Annotated in this window: 3 protein-coding genes and 1 pseudogene; 1 reads left to right on the top strand and 3 read right to left on the bottom strand. The window is 61.7% G+C overall.

Annotated elements, in window-relative coordinates; all coding sequences use genetic code 11:
* The 3 genes and pseudogenes from GPT33_RS18805 to GPT33_RS18795 form a co-directional block, all read right to left on the bottom strand.
* A pseudogene (locus GPT33_RS18805) lies at positions 1-261 on the bottom strand (hypothetical protein); the annotation flags it as partial.
* Between the two features lie 67 nt (positions 262-328).
* Positions 329-769, bottom strand: coding sequence for a type II toxin-antitoxin system VapC family toxin (locus tag GPT33_RS18800; protein ID WP_296812196.1), 441 nt, complete (start codon positions 767-769; stop codon positions 329-331).
* The gene (locus GPT33_RS18795; RefSeq protein ID WP_296812193.1) at positions 756-1,499 is read right to left on the bottom strand and encodes an AbrB/MazE/SpoVT family DNA-binding domain-containing protein; all 744 of its coding nucleotides are present in this window, start codon (positions 1,497-1,499) and stop codon (positions 756-758) included. Before GPT33_RS18795 ends, GPT33_RS18800 begins: the two co-directional genes overlap by 14 nt.
* A 50-nt stretch (positions 1,500-1,549) precedes the next feature.
* On the opposite strand from GPT33_RS18795, the gene GPT33_RS18790 reads away from it, so the two are divergent.
* Positions 1,550-2,038, top strand: a complete 489-nt coding sequence (locus GPT33_RS18790; RefSeq protein ID WP_296812191.1) for a Uma2 family endonuclease — start codon at positions 1,550-1,552, stop codon at positions 2,036-2,038.
* Positions 2,039-2,211: the final 173 nt, after the last annotated feature.

Raw genomic sequence — 2,211 nt, 5'->3', positions numbered from 1 at the left:
GGCTCGATCGCCTTTGAAACCGATGTCGGCGATCAGGTCGATCAGGCCCTTGAGCTTTTCGGGCGCGATGCTGCGGCGGGCGTAGTCGCGCGGCAGCTTACCCTTGAGATTCGGGTTGTCGCGCTCGACGGCGAGGATGGCGTCGTCGATCAGCGTGGCGATATCGGGCCGGATGGCCTGGTTCTGCAGGTTCTGCCAGCGCGCCTCGAGGTCGTTGTTGTTCGAATCCTGACTGGCCATCGAGGCTCCTGTCTGCATCATGCTGTCGAGTCGTTGTTCCGAGACGACTGGCTTCGGGGTGCCCTCGCATCCCTCGTGGGTTTTCCGTTCACGGCGCCATTGAGGACGACTCGGAGCCGGGAACCACAATCCGAGTGCGGAGTTCCAAGCGTCGCGCGCGTCGCGCAAACCGACGGTCATCGAAGGTATAGAGCGCCTCGCAGTGGCGGTTTCCGGCGAGATGAAGCGCATCGGCGAAGTCCAGACCCTGTTCGAGAAGCTCCAGCGCGGCCGCGATCCGGTCGACCTCCTCCACGTTGACGTTCGGCAGCCCCAGCAGGTGCTTCATGACCTGGATCACCTGTGCCGCGTCGAAGCGGTAGAAGGCGCGCAGCACCCATTCGAGCTCCAAAAAAACAGTGAGCGGGACGAAGAGGTTGGGGTTCGTGGTGAAGATCTCGTAGGCGATCGGTCGTTGTTTGGCCGACTCCGGGTCGCCGGGGTCATCGACATAGAAGCGCGCCAGGATGTCGGTATCAAGAACAATCATCGCGCTCGTCCCGCATCGCGGTGGCGACGTCGAAGTCCGACAGGTTGCGCGCTCCGGGCCGGTCGCACCTCAGCAGCCCGAAGCCGTCCTCGGGTCGCGTCTGCTTGATGGTGCGGAGTATTCGGACCCGGATGCTGTCGCCTTCGAGCTCGAAATCCAGTTTGCTGCCCGGTGCGATCCCGAGCCGCTGACGGATCGCGGCGGGGATGACGACTTGGCCCTTATCCGAAACGGTCACGGTCGACATTGTGTGTGTTCTGCCTCTTACATGGTAAGAGGAAAGAGTCTGCGCCAGCCGTGTTCCGATGCAAAGCGGGCCGTGTTTGCCGTGTGTCCGCACGGGCTTGGCGCGGCCGGTCGCGTCGGTCTGTTCTTGAGGTTTCTGTCCTTTTACGCCGATTGGGGCAACGCGATGCCGGGGATTCCCGAAACATGAGTGGCGCGTGGCCGAACGAGTATCGGGGTTCGCTGAGATTCCCTTGTCGAGCTGCATCGGCAAGCGATTGAAATAATTTGATAGCCCGTCGTTATGCTGCTCAAATCGCGTCTTCGAGCGCTCTGCGAGGTTTTTGCATGGATCCAGTCTGGTTTGGATCACCAGGCGTTGGAGCGGACGCGATTCGAGGGTGTCGAATGCTTGGGTGAGGCGATGCGATGTTCGGGTGTTGTTTATACCGCGCCGTCTCCAGCGGTCGTCAAATCCGCCGGGGCCGATCCCATCCAAAAACATCGCATACCGCACTGGGCGCGGTTTAATGCGGAAATACGTCGGGGGTATCGATGGATCTGCAACAGCTTGTGCTGCGGTCGGATGAGCTCGGGGTGCGGTTGGAGGTCGTCAATGGGCTGGCGATCTGGGAGGCGCAGCCGCTGTATCGGCATCAGAAGCATGTCGAGCGGATCGCCGCTTCGATCGGACGGTTGGAGGGCGGCAATTGCGACTGCGTTCACGCACTTGACGTCTACATCCAGTTCCCGAACGGGTTGAAACGACCCGACATCTCCATCTTCTGTCGTGAGCCCGGCGAGGCGGAGCAGGACAGCGTTTTGACGATGGTGCCCGAGGCGGTCGTCGAGGTCGTCAGCAAGGGATACGAGGCAAAAGACTTAGAGATCGGCCCGCCCTTTTATCTCTCTCAGGGCGTCAAGGATGTGCTGGTGTTCGACCCCCAAACCCTTTTGGTGCTGCACGTTTGTCAGGGTCAAGCGCGCCGTCTCGTTTCGCCCGTCGTTGTCGATCTAAAGTGCCGGTGCAGTGTGGTTGTCTGACGATCTGACCTGCACAGCGCCGGCGTTGCGGGTGCGGAGGGTTTAAGGTCGGCGGGGTCGGTTGCCTGTCCCGCCGGGCACGGGTCAGCCGAGGCTGCGCAGGACATCGGCCTCGATCTGTCGCGCGTAGGGGCCGAAGCGGTTTTGCTGCTCGGTCGCCTGTTGCAGCTCGG

The organism is Thiocapsa sp., assembly GCF_011390875.1.
Classification (GTDB): Bacteria; Pseudomonadota; Gammaproteobacteria; order Chromatiales; family Chromatiaceae; genus Thiocapsa.
This window is presented reverse-complemented; position numbering and strand designations above follow the sequence as displayed.

Excerpts from the sequence above, each read along its gene's own strand:
- GPT33_RS18790 (WP_296812191.1), top strand. The coding sequence starts at position 1,550 with ATGGATCTGCAACAGCTTGTGCTGCGGTCGGATGAGCTCGGGGTGCGG.
- GPT33_RS18795 (WP_296812193.1), bottom strand. The coding sequence starts at position 1,499 with ATGTTTTTGGATGGGATCGGCCCCGGCGGATTTGACGACCGCTGGAGA.
- GPT33_RS18800 (WP_296812196.1), bottom strand. The coding sequence starts at position 769 with ATGATTGTTCTTGATACCGACATCCTGGCGCGCTTCTATGTCGATGAC.